General features: G+C 69.4%; 18 protein-coding genes. 16 read left to right on the top strand and 2 right to left on the bottom strand.

Annotation, left to right across the window (positions count from 1 at the left end; genetic code table 11):
• Positions 1–209 precede the first annotated feature (209 nt).
• The 4 genes from HUN08_RS08365 to HUN08_RS08350 all read left to right on the top strand — a co-directional run bounded on the left by HUN08_RS08365 (position 210) and on the right by HUN08_RS08350 (position 7109).
• Positions 210–3026 carry an aconitate hydratase gene (locus tag HUN08_RS08365; RefSeq protein ID WP_124246282.1) on the top strand — a complete coding sequence of 939 codons (2817 nt, stop codon included), beginning with the start codon at positions 210–212 and terminating at the stop codon, positions 3024–3026.
• Complete coding sequence (locus HUN08_RS08360) at positions 3019–3591, top strand: TetR/AcrR family transcriptional regulator (RefSeq protein ID WP_124246281.1); 573 nt, start codon at positions 3019–3021, stop codon at positions 3589–3591. The genes HUN08_RS08365 and HUN08_RS08360 overlap by 8 nt, the downstream gene beginning before the upstream one ends.
• Before the next feature lie 67 nt (positions 3592–3658).
• The gene (locus tag HUN08_RS08355; protein WP_124246280.1) at positions 3659–5206 is read left to right on the top strand and encodes an acyl-CoA synthetase; all 1548 of its coding nucleotides are present in this window, start codon (positions 3659–3661) and stop codon (positions 5204–5206) included.
• A gap of 139 nt (positions 5207–5345) precedes the next feature.
• Positions 5346–7109, top strand: coding sequence for an HNH endonuclease signature motif containing protein (locus tag HUN08_RS08350; RefSeq protein ID WP_129624320.1), 1764 nt, complete (start codon positions 5346–5348; stop codon positions 7107–7109).
• Positions 7110–7117: 8 nt separating this feature from the next.
• Here HUN08_RS08350 and HUN08_RS08345 read toward each other — a convergent pair whose 3' ends face one another.
• Positions 7118–8746, bottom strand: a complete 1629-nt coding sequence (locus HUN08_RS08345; RefSeq protein WP_124248863.1) for an ABC-F family ATP-binding cassette domain-containing protein — start codon at positions 8744–8746, stop codon at positions 7118–7120.
• Between the two features lie 74 nt (positions 8747–8820).
• On the opposite strand from HUN08_RS08345, the gene HUN08_RS08340 reads away from it, so the two are divergent.
• Complete coding sequence (locus tag HUN08_RS08340) at positions 8821–9993, top strand: lycopene cyclase family protein (protein WP_124248864.1); 1173 nt, start codon at positions 8821–8823, stop codon at positions 9991–9993.
• A 7-nt stretch (positions 9994–10000) separates the two neighbouring features.
• Positions 10001–10372, top strand: a complete 372-nt coding sequence (gene trxA, locus HUN08_RS08335) for a thioredoxin (RefSeq protein WP_124248865.1) — start codon at positions 10001–10003, stop codon at positions 10370–10372.
• Here trxA and HUN08_RS08330 read toward each other — a convergent pair.
• Positions 10369–10977 carry a hypothetical protein gene (locus HUN08_RS08330; RefSeq protein WP_124248908.1) on the bottom strand — a complete coding sequence of 203 codons (609 nt, stop codon included), beginning with the start codon at positions 10975–10977 and terminating at the stop codon, positions 10369–10371. The two genes, trxA and HUN08_RS08330, sit on opposite strands and share 4 nt — an antisense overlap.
• A gap of 99 nt (positions 10978–11076) precedes the next feature.
• Here HUN08_RS08330 and HUN08_RS08325 point away from each other — a divergent pair, with 99 nt between their 5' ends.
• From HUN08_RS08325 to HUN08_RS08280, 10 genes are all read left to right on the top strand, one after another.
• Complete coding sequence (locus tag HUN08_RS08325; RefSeq protein WP_301546946.1) at positions 11077–12558, top strand: circularly permuted type 2 ATP-grasp protein; 1482 nt, start codon at positions 11077–11079, stop codon at positions 12556–12558.
• On the top strand, positions 12555–13544 hold the full coding sequence (locus tag HUN08_RS08320; protein ID WP_124248909.1) for an alpha-E domain-containing protein: 990 nt from the start codon (positions 12555–12557) through the stop codon (positions 13542–13544). Before HUN08_RS08325 ends, HUN08_RS08320 begins: the two co-directional genes overlap by 4 nt.
• Positions 13544–14392 (top strand): transglutaminase family protein, encoded by an 849-nt coding sequence (locus tag HUN08_RS08315; protein WP_124248866.1) that lies wholly within the window; start codon positions 13544–13546, stop codon positions 14390–14392. The genes HUN08_RS08320 and HUN08_RS08315 overlap by 1 nt, the downstream gene beginning before the upstream one ends.
• A gap of 45 nt (positions 14393–14437) precedes the next feature.
• A complete protein-coding gene (locus HUN08_RS08310; protein ID WP_124248910.1) occupies positions 14438–14737 on the top strand; it encodes a DUF503 domain-containing protein in 300 nt (99 codons plus the stop codon).
• 86 nt (positions 14738–14823) lie between these two features.
• Complete coding sequence (gene sfnG, locus HUN08_RS08305; RefSeq protein ID WP_124248867.1) at positions 14824–15990, top strand: dimethylsulfone monooxygenase SfnG; 1167 nt, start codon at positions 14824–14826, stop codon at positions 15988–15990.
• A gap of 54 nt (positions 15991–16044) precedes the next feature.
• Positions 16045–17253 (top strand): acyl-CoA dehydrogenase family protein, encoded by a 1209-nt coding sequence (locus tag HUN08_RS08300; protein ID WP_124248868.1) that lies wholly within the window; start codon positions 16045–16047, stop codon positions 17251–17253.
• Complete coding sequence (locus tag HUN08_RS08295) at positions 17253–18518, top strand: SfnB family sulfur acquisition oxidoreductase (protein WP_124248869.1); 1266 nt, start codon at positions 17253–17255, stop codon at positions 18516–18518. Before HUN08_RS08300 ends, HUN08_RS08295 begins: the two co-directional genes overlap by 1 nt.
• Before the next feature lie 33 nt (positions 18519–18551).
• Positions 18552–19790: an LLM class flavin-dependent oxidoreductase gene (locus HUN08_RS08290; RefSeq protein WP_124248870.1), complete on the top strand. Its 1239-nt coding sequence runs from the start codon at positions 18552–18554 to the stop codon at positions 19788–19790.
• A 27-nt stretch (positions 19791–19817) separates the two neighbouring features.
• Complete coding sequence (locus tag HUN08_RS08285) at positions 19818–20321, top strand: flavin reductase family protein (RefSeq protein WP_124248871.1); 504 nt, start codon at positions 19818–19820, stop codon at positions 20319–20321.
• Positions 20318–20764: a hypothetical protein gene (locus HUN08_RS08280; protein ID WP_124248872.1), complete on the top strand. Its 447-nt coding sequence runs from the start codon at positions 20318–20320 to the stop codon at positions 20762–20764. The genes HUN08_RS08285 and HUN08_RS08280 overlap by 4 nt, the downstream gene beginning before the upstream one ends.

Raw genomic sequence — 20764 nt, 5'->3', positions numbered from 1 at the left:
GTACGACACAATGGGGAGGCGCCGAATAGCCAGCCCGGCGTCGCACCCCCGCTAGTAACAGTACGACCGTACTGTTAGGCTGGCGGTGACACGCCGGCCACCGGCGTCGCCCCAGACGGATCCGACACAGCCCGTCGGTCAGATTCCCGTCGGACGCGTTGAGGCAAGCCCCCTCAGCGCACCGAGGAGACAAGAGGAGATGTTTTCAAGTGAGTATTGATTCATTCGGAGCCCGCGGCACCCTCGAGGTGGGCGACAAGTCCTACGAGATCTTCCGCATCAACAAGGTCAAGGGCACCGAACGGCTGCCGTACTCCCTCAAGGTGCTCGCCGAGAACCTGCTGCGCACCGAAGACGGCGCGAACATCACCACCGAACACATCCAGGCCCTCGGGGACTGGGATCCGAACGCGGACCCCAGCATCGAAATCCAGTTCACCCCGGCCCGCGTCCTCATGCAGGACTTCACCGGCGTCCCCTGTGTCGTCGACCTCGCGACCATGCGCGAGGCCGTCTCCGCCCTCGGCGGCGACCCCAACAAGGTGAACCCGCTCTCCCCCGCGGAGATGGTCATCGACCACTCCGTGATCCTCGACGTGTTCGGCCGCGCCGACGCCTTCGAGCGCAACGTCGAACTCGAGTACCAGCGCAACTCCGAGCGCTACCAGTTCCTCCGCTGGGGCCAGGGCGCCTTCGACGACTTCAAGGTCGTCCCGCCCGGGACCGGCATCGTCCACCAGGTCAACATCGAGTACCTGGCCCGCGTCGTGATGACCCGCAACGGCCAGGCCTACCCGGACACCTGTGTCGGCACCGACTCGCACACCACGATGGAGAACGGCCTCGGCGTCCTGGGCTGGGGCGTCGGCGGCATCGAGGCCGAGGCGGCCATGCTCGGCCAGCCGGTCTCCATGCTGATCCCGCGCGTCGTCGGCTTCAAGCTGACCGGTGAGATCCAGCCGGGCGTCACCGCCACCGACGTGGTGCTCACCGTCACCGACATGCTGCGCCAGCACGGCGTGGTCGGTAAGTTCGTCGAGTTCTACGGCAAGGGCGTCGCCGAGGTGCCCCTGGCCAACCGCGCCACCCTGGGCAACATGAGCCCCGAGTTCGGGTCCACCTGCGCGATCTTCCCGATCGACGGCGAGACCATCAACTACCTGCGTCTGACCGGCCGCACCGACGAGGAGCTCGCGCTCGTCGAGGCCTACGCCAAGGAGCAGGGCATGTGGCACGACCCCGACCACGAGCCGGAGTTCTCCGAGCACCTCGAACTCGACCTGGGCACCGTCGTCCCGTCGATCGCCGGCCCGAAGCGCCCGCAGGACCGCATCCTGCTGTCGGAGTCGAAGGTCGCGTTCCGCAAGGACATCCACAACTACGTCGAGGAGCACCACCCCGCTCCCCGCAACGGCCTCGACGAGGGGCTCGACGAGTCCTTCCCGGCCTCCGATCCGCCCGCGGTGTCGGCGAACGGCGCGAAGCTCTCCTTCGCCGAGGAGGACGCCGTGCAGTCGGCGGCCAACGGCTCCGAGGGCCGTCCGAGCAAGCCGATCAGCGTCACCTCCGACGGGAACACCTTCGTCCTCGACCACGGCGCCGTCGCGGTCGCGGGCATCACGTCGTGTACCAACACCTCGAACCCGTCGGTCATGATCGGTGCCGGCCTGCTCGCCCGCAACGCGGTCGAGAAGGGCCTCACCTCCAAGCCGTGGGTCAAGACCAACATGGCACCCGGCTCGCAGGTCGTCTCCGACTACTACGAGAAGGCCGGCCTGTGGCCCTACCTGGAGAAGCTGGGCTTCTTCCTCGGCGGATACGGCTGCACCACCTGCATCGGCAACACCGGCCCGCTGCCCGACGCGATCAGCAAGGCGGTCAACGACAACGACCTGACCGTCACCGCCGTGCTCTCGGGCAACCGCAACTTCGAGGGACGCATCTCCCCCGACGTCAAGATGAACTACCTCGCCAGCCCGCCGCTGGTCATCGCCTACGCGCTGGCCGGCACGATGGACTTCGACTTCGAGAGCCAGCCGCTGGGCCAGGACACCGAGGGCAACGACGTCTTCCTGAAGGACATCTGGCCGTCGGCGCAGGAGATCGACGACACCATCAAGGGCGCGATCAACGAGGACATGTTCCGCAAGTCCTACGCCGACGTGTTCAAGGGCGACGAGCGCTGGCAGAACCTGTCCACCCCGGACGGCGACACCTTCGCCTGGGATGACAAGTCGACCTACGTCCGCAAGGCGCCGTACTTCGACGGGATGGCGCTGGAGCCCTCGCCGGTCTCCGACATCAAGGGCGCCCGCGTGCTGGCCCTGCTGGGCGATTCGGTCACCACCGACCACATCAGCCCGGCCGGTCCGATCAAGCCGGGCACCCCGGCCGCGCAGTACCTCGACGCGCACGGCGTGGAGCGCAAGGACTACAACTCGCTGGGCAGCCGTCGCGGCAACCACGAGGTGATGATCCGCGGCACCTTCGCCAACATCCGTCTGCAGAACCAGCTGCTCGACGGCGTGTCCGGCGGCTACACCCGCGACTTCACGCAGGACGGCGGCCCGCAGGCCTTCATCTACGACGCGTCGCAGAACTACCAGAAGGCCGGCATCCCGCTGGTCGTCCTGGGCGGCAAGGAGTACGGCTCGGGCAGTTCGCGCGACTGGGCAGCCAAGGGCACGGTGCTGTTGGGCGTCAAGGCCGTCATCACCGAGTCCTTCGAGCGCATCCACCGCTCGAACCTGATCGGTATGGGCGTCGTCCCGCTGCAGTTCCCCGCCGGCGAGTCGGCCAAGTCGCTGGGCCTGACCGGCACCGAGGTCTTCGACATCGAGGGCATCGAGAAGCTCAACGAGGGTGTCACGCCGGAGACGGTCCACGTCACGGCGACCAAGGAAAACGGCGAGAAGGTCGAGTTCGACGCCGTCGTCCGTATCGACACCCCCGGTGAGGCCGACTACTACCGCAACGGCGGCATCCTGCAGTACGTGCTGCGGAACATGCTGAAGGCTGATGCCTAAGGTTTCCGACGACCACCTTGCCGCGCGTCGCCGAGAGATTCTCGACGGCGCGCGGCGGTGTTTCGCGGACTACGGCTATGACGGCGCCACCGTGCGCCGGCTGGAAGAGGCCACCGGTCTGTCCCGGGGGGCGATCTTCCACCACTTCCGGGACAAGGAGGCGCTGTTCCTCGCCCTCGCCGACGAGGATGCGCACCGGATGGCCGACGTGGCGGCCGAGCACGGCCTGGTCCAGGTCATGCGCAACATGCTCGCGCGTCCGCAGGACTTCGACTGGCTGGGCACCCGGCTGGAGATCGCGCGCAAGATCCGCACCGATGCCGACTTCCGCGACCAGTGGCGCGCCCGCTCGGCCGAGTTGGATTCGGCCACCCTCTCCCGGCTGGAGGCGCGCCGGACCGAGGGGCGGTTGCGCGACGACCTGCCCGCCGAGGTGCTGGTCACCTATCTCGACCTCGTCATGGACGGTTTGATCAACCGGTTGGCGACCGGCGAGTCGACCGCGAACCTGGAGGCGGTGCTCGACCTCGTCGAGACGTCGGTCCGCGTCAACGCGCGCGGCTGAGCCGGGATCGGTCCGGCCGCAGGTCAAACCGCGGCGGACCCGATCGCGGCGGCGGTACCCTCGCGACATGTTCCCCGGAGTCCATGCCGCCCGCACCCCCGACAAGCCCGCGATCGTCAAGCCATCCTCCGGCGAGCAGGTGACCTACCGCGAACTCGACGAGAATTCGACCCGCATCGCACACTATCTGCGCGATGACTTGGGCCTTCGACGCGGCGACGTCGTCGCGATGGTCACCGACAACGACCTGCGCGCATTCGACGTGTATTGGGCGGCGATCCGCAGCGGCCTGTACGTCACCGCGGTCAACCACCATCTGACGGCGGCCGAGACCAATTTCATCCTCGCCGATTGCGGTGCGAAGGCGCTCTTCGCGTCGGCGGCGGTCGCCGCCGCCGTCGCCGACTCCGGTGAGATCGAGGCCCTCGCCGCTCCGGGCCGACGGGTGGCCTGGGGTGGTCCCGTCCCCGGCTTCGCCGACTACGAGGAGATCCGTTCCGCGGCCTCCGCGCAACCGCTCGATGATCAGCCCCGCGGCACCGACATGCTCTATTCGTCGGGCACCACCGGGCGTCCCAAGGGGATCAAGCCGCCGCTGCCGGTGGGGCAGGTCGACGAGGTGCCCGATATGGTGTCGGCCGTCTTCGGGCCGGCCTACGGATTCGACGCCGACACCGTCTACCTCTCCCCCGCGCCCGTCTACCACGCGGCGCCGCTGCGCTACTGCGGCATGGTCAACTCGTTGGGCGGCACCACGATCCTGATGGACCGATTCGAGCCGCAGGAGGCGCTGCGCCTCATCGACGAATACCGCGTCACGCACAGCCAATGGGTGCCGACGATGTTCGTCCGCATGCTCAAGCTGCCCGCCGAGGTCCGCGACCGCTACGACGTGTCGAGCATGAAGGCCGCCATCCACGCGGCGGCTCCCTGTCCGGCCGAGGTCAAGCGGCAGATGATCGAGTGGTGGGGGCCGGTACTCAACGAGTATTACGCGGCGACCGAGGCCGCGGGGGTCACGATGATCGGCTCGGCCGATGCGCTCACCCATCCCGGCTCGGTCGGCAAGGCGGTACTCGGGATCGTCCACATCTGCGACGACGAGGGCCGCGATCTGCCCGCCGGCCAGGTCGGGACCATCTACTTCGAGCGCGACGAGGTCCCGTTCGTCTATCACAACGACCCGGACAAGACGCGCAAGAGCCAACATCCCCAGCATGAGACCTGGGCGACCACCGGCGACCTCGGCTACCTCGACGACGACGGCTTTCTCTACCTGACCGACCGGTCGGCGTTCATGATCATCTCCGGCGGGGTGAACATCTATCCGCAGGAGGCGGAGAACGTGCTCATCAACCACCCGGCGGTGTACGACGTCGCGGTGATCGGTGTCCCCGACGCCGAGATGGGCGAGCAGGTCAAGGCCTGCGTCCAGCTGGCCGACGGCTACGAGCCGTCGGCGGCGCTCGCCGACGAACTCATCGCGTTCACCAAGGAATCCGTGGCCTCCTACAAGGCCCCCAGGTCGGTCGACTTCTTCGACGACCTCCCGCGCACGCCCACCGGCAAGATGGTCAAGGGCGAGCTGCGCAAGCGCTACACCGAATCGGCCTAGGCCGACGATCAGGAACCCGATGGGGGCTCGACAAGCGCGTACGAACCCCCGCCCGGCGCCGGAGATCGCCGAGGTCCAATAGACTCTGATCTGCACTTTTGGCCTTGTATTCGAATGTGTGTTCCCATATAGTCGAGGTATGGAGACCGAGACGGCGGCAGCGGATGACGGGGCATCCGTCGGCGATATCCCGTCGGGTGGGGACAGCGGCGGGCTCGATTCCGCGTCAGACAACTGCTACGACCTCATCTGGGATCACCCCGCACCGTGGGACGAACCCGATGCTTGGGATGACGAGGCGTTCTGGTGTCAGCGCGCCCAGGCGGTCGGGGCGGCCGCGTCGCTGGCGCTGGGCGATCCGGAGTGGACCGTCGATGTTCTCACACACACCGGCAAGGCCAACGCGATGCTGGCCTGGATCGAGTATCGCGAGATCGGGGCCATGCATTCGGGGTTGGTCGCCACCGGTAGACCGGAGGCCTCGGCGCGCGGGGTCCGGATGCTCGACATCGAAACCCAAGCCGCTGCCCGGATCGCCATGAGCCGCGGCATCAGTCAAAGTCAGGGCGATAGGTGGCTGGCCGAGGCGATCGCGATGCGCGACCGCATCCCGTCCATCGGGCGCTGCCTGCGCGACGGCATCATCAGCCCCCGCCAATTCCGGTTAGCGGTGTCCCGAACCGAATTGATCGACGGCCAGGACTGGTCGAAGACGATCGACCTCGATGTCGCCGCCCGACTGCACTCCCGCACCGGCACCTGGTCCAACAAGCGGTTGACCGACCTCATCGACCGCATCATCTTCCGGCACGACCCCGACGCAGTCCGTCGTCGCCACGAGAAGGCCAAGGCCTCCCGGTCGGTGTGGGTCCTGCCCGATGCCGACGGCATGGCCACCCTCGGTGCGACGATGACCGCTCAAGACGCCAACATCGCGCTGCGCAACGTGTTCCTGCTCGCCGGAAAAGTCTGCAAGAAGGATCCGCGCAGCGAATCGGCCCGACGCTGCGATGCGCTGTTCTCACTGCTCAGCGGATTGCGCTTCGAATGCGACTGCGGCACCCACGACTGCGCATCCGACATCCCCGAGCCCGGCGCGCTGGCGCAATGGATCGCCGACCACCAAAACCAGGAAGTGGCCAAGGGCCGGGTGCTCGTCCAAGTGATCGCCAGCCAGACCACCGTCGACGGTCGCGACGACGAACCCGCCTTCATCGACGGACACGGCGTCATCTCCGCCGCACACCTGCGCGACCTGCTCACTCGTGACGACATCCGCCTCCGCCCCCTCAACCCGGCCGATAGCAACGACCTCGATGAAACGTCCCTACCGACGCACCTGCCGTCGGATCCATACCGCCCATCGACGGCGCTGGCTACCTTCGTGCGCACCCGCGACGGATACTGCACGATACCCGGCTGCGACAAGCCCGCATGGCAGTGCGATATCGACCACGTCGCCGAATACGACCACGACGACCCCACCGCCGGCGGTCAAACCACCCCCGACGGACTGGCCACCAAATGCCGCATGCACCACAACCTCAAAACATTCGGCAGCGGCTGGGTCGACGACCAATACCGCGACAGCACCGGCCGCCTACTCTCCGAGGTCGTCTCCCCCGAAGGAATTCGATTCCCAGGACCCGCAGAAACCAATTCCGCGCTATTCCCCAGCCTCGACACCATCACATGGCACGCCCCGAAGCCCGCCGCTCCGACGTCGCCGGCACCCGATGACCCCAAACCCCGAGACCGCACCAAAGCCAAGCACGCCCGCCGACGAGCCGAACGCGAGGCCAATCGCCAACAACGCCTCGCCGAGGAGAAAATCGCCGCCGACCGTGAAACCCGACGCCGACGCGAACACCCCCGCGAAACCGACGGCGACCCGCCCTACTGAGAATTCACCTAGGCGAGTTCGATCAATTCCTGGTACTCGTCGGACCAGTGGTCCTCGGTGCCGTCGGGCAGCAAGATCACCCGTTGCGGGTCCAAGGCGGCCGCCGCGCCGGGATCGTGGGTGACCAGGACGACGGCGCCGGTATAGCTGCGCAGGGCGTCGAGCACCTGTTCGCGCGACACCGGGTCGAGGTTGTTGGTCGGCTCGTCGAGCAGCAGCACGTTGGCCGCCGACGAGACGAGGCCGGCCAGCGACAACCGCGTCTTCTCACCGCCGGACAGCGTGCCGGCGGGTTGTTCGAGCTGCGCGCCGCTGAACATGAACGCTCCCAGGAGCCCCCGAAGGTCCTGCTCCCCGGCGTCGGGCGCCGCATGCCGGATGTTCTCCCACACGGTGGCATCGTCGTCGAGCGTGTCGTGCTCCTGCGCGAAGTAGCCGATCTTCAGGCCGTAACCGGGCTCGAGCGAGCCCGCGTCGGATTTCTCCGCCCCGGCCAGCAGTTTGAGCAGTGTGGTCTTGCCCGCACCGTTGAGTCCGAGGACCACCACGCGGCTGCCCTTGTCGATCGCCAGGTCGACGCCGCTGAAGATCTCCAACGAGCCGTACATCTTGGTCAGCCCGGAGGCCATCAGCGGTGTCTTGCCGCAGGTGGCGGGTTCCGGGAACCGGATCGTCGCGGTCCGGTCGGCCACCCGCTCGTCGTCGAGTTCGCCCAGCATGCGTTCGGCCCGCTTGAGCATGTTCTGCGCCGCGGTCGCCTTGGTCGCCTTCGCGCCCAGTTTCGCGGCCTGCGTGCGCAGGGCGGCGGCCTTCTTCTCCGCGTTGGCCCGCTCGCGCCGACGACGGGCCTCGTCGGTGGCGCGCGCGTCCAGGTATTTCTTCCAGCCCATGTTGTAGACGTCGGCCTCGCCGCGCACAGCGTCGAGGAACCACACCTTGTTCACGACATCCGCCAGCAGGTCCACGTCGTGGCTGATGACGATCAAACCGCCCTCGTGGCTCTGCAGGAAGGAGCGCAGCCAGGTGATCGAGTCGGCGTCGAGGTGGTTGGTGGGCTCGTCGAGCAGCAGGGTCGTCGTCGACTTGCCGCCCTCGTCGGAGGCCGCGAACAGGATCCGGGCCAGCTCGATACGGCGGCGCTGCCCGCCGGACAGGGTCGAGAGCTGCTGCGACAGCACGCGGTCGGGCAGGCCGAGGTTGTGGCAGATCCGTGCCGCGTCGGACTCGGCCTCGTAGCCGCCCAACGCCGAGAACCGCTCCTCCAGCTGGCCGTAGCGCCGGACCGCCTTGTCGCGGGCGGCCTCGTCGACGAGTTCGGCCATGAGGAGCTGCTGCTTCTCCATGTCGCGGACCATGACGTCGAGGCCGCGGGCCGAGAGCACGCGGTCCTTGGCGAGCACGGTCAGGTCGCCCTCTTTGGGGTCCTGCGGGAGGTAGCCGATCTCGCCGTTGCGGACGACCGTGCCTGCGTAGGGCTCTGTCTCACCGGCGAGGATGCGCAGCGAGGTCGTCTTCCCGGCCCCGTTGCGGCCGACCAATCCGATGCGGTCCCCCGGTCCGATGCGCAGCGCGGAACCGGGCGCCGAGAGCAGGGTCCGGGCGCCCGCGCGGACCTCGAGATCGGTGGCGGTGATCATGACCAATCGAGTCTACGGGGCGGCGACGGCCCGCCCGAAATCCGCGACCGCGCAGCACGGCTACGGTGAGACCCATGACCGATCGCCCGTCCCCCGCGACCGGCGTCCCCCCGTCGCACGATCTCGTCGTCCTGGGCGCCGGTCCGGCGGGGCGGGCGCTCGCACACCGCGCCGCCGCGGCAGGCCTCGACACCGCCGTCGTCGACCCCGATCCACATCGGACCTGGTCACAGACCTTCGGCGCCTTCGAAGACGACCTGCCCGATTGGCTGCCCGCGCAGATGGCGGCCACGCACAGCGGCAGCGTCGTCGCCTACACCCCCCGACGGCAGGTCATCGAACGCCGCTACATCGTGCTCGACAACATCGCGCTGCGCCGGTACCTGCACCTCGACGCGGTGACCATCATCACCGCCCGCGCGGCCACGGCCACACCCCGGTCCGTCCGCCTCGATGGAGGACAGACGCTGCACGCACGCGCGGTCATCGACGCCACCGGCCGCCGGGCCGGTGTCCCCGATGCCCCGCACCAGCGGGCCTACGGCGTTATCGGCACCGCAGGCGCCGACGTCGAATCCGTGCTGATGGACTGGCGGCCCCCGCCGGGTGCCACGCCCGGGACGCCGACCTTCAGCTATCGGGTTCCACTCGGCGGCGGGCGCTTCCTCGTCGAGGAGACCTTTCTCGCGGGCCGTCCACCGTCGATGGACGACCTCGCGCGCCGATGGGCACAGCGCGGCACCCCGAGTGGGTGGCGGGGCTCCAACGGGAATCCGGAGGTCGAGTTCGTCGACTTCCCCCTGGTCGACTCCGGCCCGGCGCCGTGGGTCGACGACGGCGCACCGGTCCGGTTCGGCGCCGCCGGCGGCATGATGCACCCGGCGACCGGATACAGCGTCGCCGAGTCGCTGCGCTGCGTCGACACCGTCGTCGCGGCGGTGCGCGCCGGGCGGGAGCCGCGGACCGCGCTGTGGCCGGCGCGGGCACGTACCGTCTATCGCCTGCGCCGACGCGGCCTGGGCGTTCTACTCGGGTTGCACGACGACGAGACTGCGGAGTTCTTCGACGCGTTCTTCCGCATCGACCCGGCGGCGCAGCGCGCCTACCTCGGCGCCCGGGACGACGTACCCGGCGTGCTCCGCGCGATGGCGCTGACCTTCGCCGAGCTCGACTGGCGCGGACGCGGCGGGCTGCTGCGCGCGGGTGCCGCGGACGCGCTGGAACAGATCCGTTCCGCGCGACGTTGAACCGGGCATGGCAACCACAGAATTGACCGCAGCGGCCTTCGACCAGACCGTGACCGACAACGAGATCGTGCTCGTCGACTTCTGGGCCTCCTGGTGCGGCCCGTGCCGACAGTTCGCCCCGACCTTCGAACGCGCCTCGGAGAACCACGACGACATCGTGTTCGCCAAGGTCGACACCGAGGCGGAGCAGCAGCTCGCCGCCGCGGCGAACATCCGCTCGATCCCGACGCTGATGGCCTTCAAGAAGGGCTACATGGTGTTCAACCAGGCCGGCGCGCTCCCGCCCGAGGCCCTCGAGGACCTGATCGGCCAGCTCAAGAAGCTCGACGTCGAGAAGGCGATCGCGGAGAGCGAGCCGGACGGCGCGACCGAGGTCTAGCCGCTAGTCGACGCGGCCTCGTCGGCTTCGTCGACGACCACTTCGACGACCTCGGCCTCCGGCTTCGGATCCATCGCATCGCGCAGCTGCTTGTCGACGTCGATGATGCGCGCGGCGCGCACCTCTGGTTTGTCGATCTCCTGCGCGACCTGCTTGGCGATGACGCGTCGCACCTCGTCGTCGACCTGCGCGAGGTTGCGGACCAGTTCGGCCCGCATGTTGTGCGAGGCGACGTCGACGTGGACGTCGGCCGGCTTGGGCGGTTGCACGTCGAAGTGGATCTGTAGCGGCTCCACCGCGTGACAGGTCAGCGGGAGGGTGATGAGGCCGTCGACGTCGTACTTGAGCCGGTCCAGCTTGAGGTCGATCTCGATCCGAATGCGCAGCGGGATCTGCACGGTGAAACGGATCAGGTCCTCGACCGACCGCGTGATGTCGGGCTCGTCGATGTGTACGCGCGCCAGCACCTTGACCATCCCGCCGGGTCCCGACGGGATCGGACCGACGTCGAAGCTTTCTCCGGCGATCCCCCGAAACGCCTCGGCGATACGCGGCTCGGTCACGGCGACCTCGAAAAAGCGCCGGCCAAATTCCTCATAGGTCATGTATTCGGGCACCGGATTATCTTGCCACTTGCGCGCGCGTAACGCCTCGGCAACACCGGAGCCCCGGCGCGGAAACACCCCGATGCCAAGGTGACAGACGTGACTGGGACCGCGACACCTTCTTCGGGCCGGGGCCCGTTCGGGGCCTACCGCGCCGGTGAGCAGCAGCGCGCCGTCGACGAGATGTTCGACACCGACGGCTCGGTCCGACCCACCTACGGCCAGATCGCCTCCGCGCTGCGCGCGATGGACCCGAGCGATCTGCGTGCGCGACTCGACGCACTCGGTCGTGCGTTCATCGACCAGGGCGTCACCTTCTCCCTCTCCGGTCAGGAACGCCCCTTCCCCCTGGACCCGGTGCCGCGCGTCATCGACGCCACGGAGTGGACCCGCCTGGAGGCCGGGATCACCCAGCGGGTACGGGCGCTGGAGATGTTCCTCGACGACGTCTACGGGGAGCAGGCGATTCTCGGCGACGGTGTGCTGCCCCGCCGGCTGATCAACTCGTGCGCGCACTTCCACCGCCAGGCCTTCGGGATCCGCCCGCCCAACGGGGTCCGCATCCACGTCGCCGGAATCGACCTGATCCGCGACGAGAAGGGAGATCTGCGCGTCCTGGAGGACAACGTCCGCTCACCGTCGGGCGTCTCCTATGTGATGGAGAACCGCCGGACTATGGCCCGGGTCTTCCCCGACCTGTTCGCCACCCACCGGGTCCGCGCGGTCCGCGACTACCCGCGCCACCTGCTGCGCGCCCTGCGCGCCTCCGCACCGTCGAGTGTCACGAATCCGACGGTCGTGCTGCTCACGCCCGGGGTCGCCAATTCCGCCTACTTCGAGCACTCCCTGCTCGCCAGGCAGATGGGGATCGAGCTGGTCGAGGGTCGCGACCTCATCTGCCGCGACAACGTCGTGTACATGCGGACCACCGACGGCCGCACCCGCGTCGACGTCATCTATCGGCGCATCGACGACGACTACCTCGATCCCCTGCAGTTCCGGCCGGATTCGGTGCTGGGCGTCGCGGGCCTCGTCAACGCCGCGCGGGCCGGCAACGTGGTGATCTCCAGCGCCGTCGGAAACGGCGTCGCCGACGACAAGCTCGTCTACACCTACGTGCCGGAGATCATCCGCTACTACCTCGGCGAGGAGCCATTGCTGCGCAACGTGGAGACGCTGCGGTGCTGGCTGCCGGACGAATGCGCCGAGGTGCTGTCCCGCCTCGACGAACTCGTCGTGAAGCCGGTGGAGGGCAGCGGCGGATACGGCATCGTCTTCGGGCCGTTCGCCACGCGCGGCGAACTCGACCGTCTCGCCGACCGGATCCGCGCGAACCCGCGCGGCTGGATCGCCCAACCCCTCGTGGCGCTGTCCACCAACCCCACCCTCTTCGACGACGCCCTGGAGCCCCGCCACGTCGATCTGCGGCCCTTCGCCGTGAACGACGGCGAGTCGGTGTGGGTCCTGCCCGGCGGGCTCACCCGTGTCGCCCTGGAGAAGGGCTCGATGGTGGTGAACTCGTCGCAGGGCGGCGGGTCGAAGGACACCTGGGTCTTGGCGACCGGGAAGGACGGGAGCTGATGCTCGCCCGCAACGCCGACTCCCTGTACTGGATCGGGCGCTACGTCGAACGCGCCGACGACGTCGCCCGCATCCTCGACGTCGCCGTCCAGCAATTGCTCGAAGACACCACGGTCGACACCGATTCCACCGCACGCCACGTACTCGGCGTCCTCGGGTTCGACACCGAGCCGGACGTGCCGGAGACGGTGTGGTCGATGGTCGACCGCGTCGCCTACGACCCCTCCGACCCGCGGTCGCTGCTCGGCCTGATCGCCGCCGCGCGGGAGAACGCCCGCGGCGCGCGCGAGGTCATCTCCAGCGAGATGTGGGAATGCCTCAACGCCACCTACATGGGTCTGGGCGACGCGGAGCGACGGGCACGGCTCATCGGCCCCCACGCCTTCCTCTCCCACGTCAAAGAGCGGGCGGCGATGTTCGCCGGCCTCACCGATGCGACGTTGAGCCACGACGACGGGTACAGCTACCTGATCGTCGGCCGGTCCATCGAGCGGGTCGACATGACGGTCCGACTGCTCATGTCGCGCTCGGCCTACCGGCGCGACGCACTCTCGTGGATGAGCCTGCTCGTCGCGGCGGGCGCGCAGGACACCTACATCCACGCCTACCGGGGGGCCGTCGACACCGAGAACGTCGTGGAGTTCATGATCCTCGACCGGCTGTTCCCCCGCTCCGTCTTCCATTCGCTGCGGGTCGCCGAGCGCCACCTCGCCGAACTCGACAACCGCCCCGACCGGGTGGGGTCGCAGTCCACGGCGTTGACCCTCCTGGGCCGGGCGCGCAGCTCGATCGAGTTCATCGGCGTCGCCGACATGGTCCGCGACCTGCCCGCCTATCTCGACGATCTCCAGAACACCTGCCGCGAGGTCAGCGAGTCGATCGCCGAGGAGCATTTCCACGTCGAGCCGTGGGTGTCCTGGACCGATGCCGGCCTCAGCTTCGACTACGGCACCCCGCCCGGCGCCACCGACCAAGGGAACCACTGATGAGCGCACGCCTGCGCCTGGTCCACAGCACCGGGTTCACCTATTCCGCGCCGGTGAGCTCCTCCTTCAACGAGGCGCGGATCACCCCGCGCAGCGACTCGCGGCAAAGCGTCGTCGTCGAGCACGTCGACACCACGCCCGGGGCGCGACAGTTCCGCTACACCGACTACTGGGGCACCACCGTCACCGTGTTCGACCTGCACACCCCGCACGACCGGCTGGAGGTCGTCGGCACCGCCGTCGTGGAGACCGAGGACGAGACGCGTGGCGCGGAGACGACGGCGGTCGACTGGATCCAACTGCGCCACGGCTCGGTCGTCGACGAATACGACGAGATGCTGCGCCCCACCGGATACACGCCGCATACCGCCGAGTTGGCCGACTTCGCCGCGGCCGCGGCCACCGGGCTCTCCCCCGCGGCCGCCGCCGAGGCGGTCGTCGCACACGTCCACGACGCGATGACCTACGAGCCGGGCACCACCGAGGTCCACTCCACCGCCGCACAGGCGTGGCAGCACCGCACCGGTGTGTGCCAGGACTACGCCCACATCACCCTGGCGATGCTGCGCAGCCTCGGCATCCCGGCCCGCTACGTCTCCGGCTATCTCCATCCGCTCGACCGGGCCGAGATCGGGGAGGCCGTCGACGGCGAGAGCCACGCCTGGGTCGAGGTGTGGACCGGTGGTTGGTGGGCGATCGACCCGACCAACAACAAGTTCGTCGACGACCATCACGTGACGGTCGGGACCGGCCGCGACTACGCCGACCTGACCCCGGTCAAGGGGATCTACACCGGCGGCGCCGGCTCCGAACTGGATGTCACGGTTCGGATCACCCGCCTGGCGTGATGTCCCCGATAGTCACTTGACCAGCACACTAGGCTGGTGGGCGATATGTGGATCGGTTGGTGTGAATTCGACTACCTGCTCGGCGACGTGCACTCGCTCAAACAGAAGCGGTCGCTGGTCAAACCGATCGTCGCCGAGCTCAAACGCCGCTTCGCGGTGAGCGCCGCCGAAGTCGACCACCTCGATCTGCACCGACGGGCCGCGATCGGCGTCGGCGTGGTCAGCCCCGACCGCGCTCACCTCGTCGACGTCCTCGACAGCGTCGAGCGCTTCGGCGCCTCGCGCCCGGAGGTCGAACTGGTGGCGGTGCGGCGCCGCATCGTCGAATCCGACGACCTCGACTGACGTCCCGGTTAGAACCACCCCGGGCCTCAAAACCACCGTGGGCGCAAGGGTGCCGCGCCGTCGGCGCTGCTCGCACACTGGTCGACATGAGCGCACACCGATCCGATCAGCAACTCGACGCGGCCGCCGCACCGCTGCAATTCGCGTACTGGGTTCCCAATGTCAGCGGCGGACTGGTCGTCTCCACCATCGAACAGCGGACCGACTGGGGCTACGACTACAACCGGCAGTTGGCGGTCCTCGCCGAGAACAACGGCTTCGACTACGCACTGAGCCAAGTCCGCTACATCGCCTCCTACGGAGCCGCCTATCAGCACGAGTCGACGAGCTTCTCGCTGGCGCTGCTGCTCGCCACCGAGCGCCTCAAGGTGATCGCGGCCGTACACCCGGGACTCTGGCAGCCCGGCGTCTTGGCGAAGCTGATCGCCACGGCGGACCAGCTGTCCGGCGGGCGCGCCGCGGTCAACGTGGTGAGCGGGTGGTTCCGCGACGAGTTCACCAAACTGGGCGAGCCGTGGCTCGAGCACGACGAGCGCTACCGCCGCAGCGAAGAGTTCATCTCCTACCTGCGCGCCATCTGGACCTCCGAGCACGCCGAGTTCGGCGGCGACTTCTACCGCCTGCACGATTTCGACCTGAAGCCCAAACCGGTCGACGTCCCCGGCCGAACCCATCCGGAGATCTTCCAGGGCGGGAACTCCACGGCAGCCCGTGCGATGGCCGGACGCGTCTCGGACTGGTACTTCAGCAACGGCAAGGACTTCGACGGGATCACCGAGCAGGTGATCGACGTCAACACCGAGGCCGCGCTGCACGGACGCCACGTCAAGTTCGGGCTGAACGGCTTCCTCATCGGCCGCGACAGCGAATCGGAGGCCCGCGACGTGCTGCGCGAGATCGTGGCCAAGGCAGACCGCGAAGCCGTCGCGGGCTTCGGTTCGGCGGTCCGCCAGGCCGGGCAGTCGACGTCGAACGGCAAGGGGATGTGGCAGGACTCCGAGTTCGCCGACCTCGTGCAGTACAACGACGGATTCCGCACCGGCCTGATCGGCACGCCGGAGCAGATCGCCGAACGGATCGTCGCCTACAAGACCCGCGGTGTGAACCTCTTCCTCCTCGGATTCCTGCACTACCTCGAAGACGTCGAGTACTTCGGCACCCGCATCCTCCCGCTGGTCCGCGAACTCGAGGCCGATCTGGCCAGCAGCGGTCGCCTCGAACGCGAACTCGCCGCCAACGGCATCCTCGCCTGACCCGTCCACCCGCTCGACATCTCGACCCCACACAACAACGAAAGGCACCACTTCATGACCACCACCGTCTCCCCCGCCGTCGACCAGCAGGAACGGTTCGCCGACGCCCTGCGCCGCGCCGACGCCGTCGCCGCGCAGCTGCGCGCCACCGCGGCCGAACGCGACCACGCGAACGCCGACCCGGTCGCCGAGGTGGACCTGCTCCGCCAAGCCGATCTGCTGCAGGTCGGCGAGCCCGTCGAATACGGCGGTTCCGGGCTGAACTATGCGCAGAGCCAGCAGCTGACCCGGCGGATCGCTCGCGGCGACACGTCCATCGCCCACCTGCTGGGCTACCACTACGCCCAGCAGCGCATCCCCCACCTGTTCGGCACCCCCGAGCAGGCCGAGGAGATCTCCCGCCGCAACGCCGCCGACAAGCTGTTCTGGGGCGGGGTGCAGAACCCGCGCGGTGGCTCGGCCCTCGAACTGACCCGCGACGGCGACGGCTATCGCCTCAACGGGCGGCGCACCTTCGCCTCCGGCGCCAGCGTCGCCGATTTCCTCTCGGTGACCGCGGTCTTCGAGGGCGACTTGGTGTTCCTCGCGCTCCCCCGCGACGTCGAGGGATTCACCCCGCTGGGCGACTGGGACAACATCGGGCAGCGCCTCACCGATTCCGGCGGCGTCGAATTCGCCGACACGCCGGTGACGCGCGAGCAGATCCTCGGCGCCGATCCGCTGACCGGCAAGGAGTTCTCGGCGTATCAGACGCTGGTCACCCCGCACTGGCAGCTGGCCTTCGTGAACTTCTACATCGGCACCGCCGAGGGTGCGCTCGAGGAGGCGCTGGACTGGACCCGGCTGCACGCGAGCGCCTGGGAGACCTCCGGGTTGGACGCGGCCGTCGAGGACCCGTACATCCTCGAACTCGTCGGCGAGTTGCGGGCGCAGATCACCGCGGCCGCCCTCCTGGCCGACCGCGCCGGCGACGCCCTGCAGGCCGCACTCGATTTCGGTCCCGAGTTGACCGCCGAGCAGCGCGCCGAGACGGCGGTGGCGATCGCCGAGGCCAAGTACGTCACGACGAAGGTCTCGCTGGAAGCCGCGTCGCGCCTGTTCGAGATCCAGGGCGCCCGGGCCACGACCAGCGCCTACGGCTTCGACCGCCACTGGCGCAACCTGCGCACGCACACCGTGCACGACCCGGTTGCGTACAAGGCCCGCGAGGTCGGCGATTGGACGCTGAACCACCGCGCCCCGCAGTTCAGCCTGTACAGCTGATGACCGATCTCATCAGCACGGGCGCCGATCCGCTCGACGCCGCGCCGGAGGGTCCGACGGCCCGACGGATCGGCGACGGGGCCCAGGCCATCGCCGTCGCCGAGTCGCTCGCCCCCGCCTTCGCGGCGGGGGCGGGCGACCGCGACGCGGTCCGCGTCCACCCGCATGACGAGGTCGCCGCGCTCTCGGCGTCGGGCCTCCTGGCGATCACGGTGCCCGCCGAGTTCGGCGGTGCCGACGTCGAGCCGGCGGCGCTGGCCAGGGTCGTGGCGGTCTTGGCGGCCGCCGATCCGTCGCTCGCACAGATCCCGCAGAGTCACTTCACCTTCCTCGAAGCCTTGCGCCGCGGCGGGTCGGACGCACTCGCCGGCGCCGTGTACCCCCGCATCCTCGACGGTGCCCGCATCGCCAACGCCCAGACCGAGCGCTCCGGCCGAACCGCCGCCGACGACGGCACGACCCTGCGCGACACCGACGACGGCCTGCTCCTGTCCGGCGTGAAGTATTACTGCACCGGCGCCCTGCACGCCGACATCCTGGCGGTGCGCGCGGTCTCGGGCCGCGGCACCGGCTCGGCGCCGCACAAGGTAATCGCCTACGTCCCGGCCGACGCCCCCGGGATCACCATCGCCGACGACTGGGACGGCTTCGGCCAGCGCACCACCGGCAGCGGCACCGTCAGCTTCGACCGCGTCGCCGTGCGGCCCGACCACGTGGTGGACTTCACCGCGCTGCTGGCCGATCCGGGTACCTATGGCGCGCGGGCCCAACTGATCCACGCCGCGATCGACACCGGCATCGCCCGTGGGGCGCTCGCCGCGGCCGCGATCGCCGCCACGGGTGCGCGACCGTGGTTCGAAGCAGATGTCACCGAGGCCGTCGACGACCCCTATCTGATCGCTCAGGCCGGCGATCTGGAGTTGGCCGTGCGATCCGCGGAGTCCCTGCTCCTCACCGCCGCCGATGCGATCCAGGCCGCCGACGCCGATCCGGACGGCACCGGCGATCGGCGTCGGGCCCTGGTCGCCGAGGCATCGCTGGCCACCGCCGCGGCCAAGGTGGCGGCCGGGCGCGCCGCGCGTCGCGCCGGTGCGGAGCTCTTCGACTTCGGCGGTACCCGCTCCGCCTCCGAGCGGGCGAACCTCTCGCGCTTCTGGCGGGACGCCCGTACCCACACGCTGCACGACCCGGAGCGCTGGAAGGTCCACCACCTGGGCCGATGGGCGCTGCAGGGTCGCTATCCACCCACCCACACAGCCCTGTAGCCACCCGATACGGCCGACGAACGAAAGCCCGATATGACTCTCAAACTGCACTGGTTCCTCCCCACCTACGGCGATTCGCGCACCATCGTCGGCGGTGGTCACGGCGTGCCCGCCGGTAGCGCCGGCGGCGACCGCGACGCCACCGTCGACTATCTGGCCTCCATCGCCCGGGCCGCCGAGGGGTTCGGCTTCACCGCCGCGCTCACCCCGGCCGGGCCGTGGTGCGAGGACGCCTGGATCACCACGGCGATGGTGGCCCGCGAGACCGAGCGCCTCGGCTTCCTGCTGGCCCTGCAGCCCGGACTCGTCAGCCCGACCCTCGCCGCGCAGATGGCGGGGACCTTCAGCAAGCACGCCCCCGGCCGACTGCTGATCAACGTGGTGACCGGCGGCGAGACCTCGACCCAGCTCGCCTACGGCGACACCTTGGACAAGACCGCCCGCTACGCCCGCACCGACGAATTCCTCGACATCGTCACCGCGCTCTGGCGCGGTGAGACGGTCACCTACCGCGGGGAGCACCTGCAGGTCCACGAGGCCGCGCTGCCGACGCTGCCGTTGCCGACCCCGCCGATCTACTTCGGGGGCTCCTCCGAGCCCGCCGGTCCCGTCGCGGCCAAGCACAGCGACGTCTACCTCACCTGGGGAGAGCCGCGCGCCGCGGTAGAGGCGAAGCTGGACTGGATCCGCGGATTGGCTCGGGAGCAGGGTCGTACCGTCCGATTCGGGATCCGCTTGCACGTGATCGCCCGCGACACCTCCGAGCAGGCCTGGGCCGAGGCCGGGCGACTTCTCGGCGCCCTCGACGACGAGGTCGTGGCGGCCGCGCAGGCCGGTCTCGCGCGCAGCGAGTCGACCGGGCAGGCCGCCATGCGCGGGCTGCACGCGGCGCACCGCGCCGACGGGTCCTGGCGCGATCCGCGGGCGCTGGAGATCGAGCCCAACCTCTGGGCCGGTGTCGGTCTCGTGCGCGGAGGCGCGGGCACGGCCCTCGTCGGCAGCCACACCGAGGTCGCCGATGCGATCGCGGCATACGCCGACCTGGGTATCGACGAATTCATCCTCTCCGGCTACCCGCACCTGGAGGAGCTGTACTGGTTCGGCGAAGGGGTGGTCGGGAACCTGGCCCGGCGCGGCCTGCTCGACGACGGCGCCTTCGCCGACCCGGCGCGGTCCGCCGAGCCGACATCGTCCGCCGACCCCCGGTTCGCCGGCTCCGGATTCGGTTCGCCCTTCCTGCCGCCCCCTTCCTCCCCGCTGCCCAACAACTGATCACCGCTCCGCAGAAAGGACACGTCGATGTCGTCGACGCTCATCGCGACCGATCCGGCGCACCTCCGCCGGGCGTTCGCCCATTTCCCCTCCGGCCTCGTCGCGGTCGCCGCGCTCGGGCCGGACGGTCCGGCCGGGCTGCTCGTCTCCTCCTTCACCTCGGTCTCGCTGGACCCGCCCCTGGCGTCGGTGAACATCGGGCACTCGTCGTCGACGCTGCGCGTGTTGCGCGATCGCCCGGAGTGGGGCATCAGCGTGCTCGGCGAGGACCAGCAGGCGGTGGCCGAGCACTTCCGCGCACCGGCGTCGGAGAGGTTCACCGGCCTCGGCTGGAGTTCCACCCTCGGGGGCGCGGTCCACCTGCACGGTGCCGCCGCCGGGTTCACCACGCGCCTGGAACGGCTGATTCCCGCGGGCGACCATTCGATCGCGCTGCTGGAGGTGGTCGACCACTTCGCCGAGCCGGAGACCAGTCCCCTGGTCTTCCACCGCAGCCGACTGCGGCGTATCGACCGGGAGGGGGCGGCATGAGCGCGCACCCGTTCCGGTTGGCCGTGGAATCCGCCGACGGGGCCTGGATCGAGATCACCCCGCAGCGGCCAGAACCGGTGCGACGGTTCCGCGCCCCCACCCTGCGCGATGCCGCCGACCACGCCGCGCGGTCGCCCGGGGCGGCCTTCGTCGACCTCGACGTGTATCTGGCCGACACGGTCGCCGCCGCCTTCGACGGCCTCGCCCGACTGCGGCCCGGATGGACGCCGGGAGCCGTCACCGCGACCGTGGTCCACGCCGGCACCCCGTCGACGCTGGCGGGTCTGCTGTGGGACATGTGGGCCGCGCATGTGGCCGACGGGGTCACGCTGCGCTCCGAGGCCCCCGAAGCGCTGGCACACACCGTCGCCACGGCCGTGATCCCGCTGCTGACCGCACGCGGACTCGCGGTCGAATCGGGATCGGCCGCCGCGGTCGCCTGA

The sequence above is a fragment of the Gordonia sp. X0973 genome (assembly GCF_013348785.1).
GTDB lineage: Bacteria > Actinomycetota > Actinomycetes > Mycobacteriales > Mycobacteriaceae > Gordonia.
The sequence above is the reverse complement of the archived record's forward strand: the minus strand, read 5'-3'. Positions and strand labels throughout refer to the sequence as shown.